Genomic DNA, 503 nt, shown 5'->3' with positions numbered 1-503 from the left:
AAACAGCAGCAGCGTTTGATGTCGGATCTTCAAAAGTTAGCTAATTTAAATCAAGAGCTTTCAAAGCTAGGTGCATTGACGCCAAGTAAACAAGCCTCGGTAACTCAAGCCAAGTCTTATTATGAAAACCTTCAACGTGAAGCGGATGCGTTAGAGCTCAGTTGGCATAATGCGCAAGCGGCAGTTCTTGCTCTTCGTTTACAAACTGGAGAGAAGTGTCCCGTTTGTGGTAGTACCGAACATCCTCAGCCTGCTCAGTTTGTTGGTGATGAAGTCACAAAAGAGCAAGTTCAACAGGCTCGTCATCAGGAGCGTGAGGCTCAAATCACGCTGAACCAATTGAGCAACCAGTTGGAACAACACAATATTGCGATTGCTCAATACACGCAGCAAATTGAGCAAATGGTTTCGGAGTTGGGGCAGAACGCGAACCTAGAGCTGAAAGCATTACAGGCATCAATTCATCAACTCAATGAACGATTACAGCATTTGAACGCAATTAA

Annotated in this window: 1 pseudogene; it reads left to right on the top strand. The window is 44.5% G+C overall.

Annotated features, from left to right (window positions below):
* Positions 1-503, top strand: a pseudogene (locus R7R78_RS29820) (SMC family ATPase); the annotation flags it as partial.

It is taken from the genome of Vibrio sp. 2134-1 (assembly GCF_033339495.1).
This window is presented reverse-complemented; position numbering and strand designations above follow the sequence as displayed.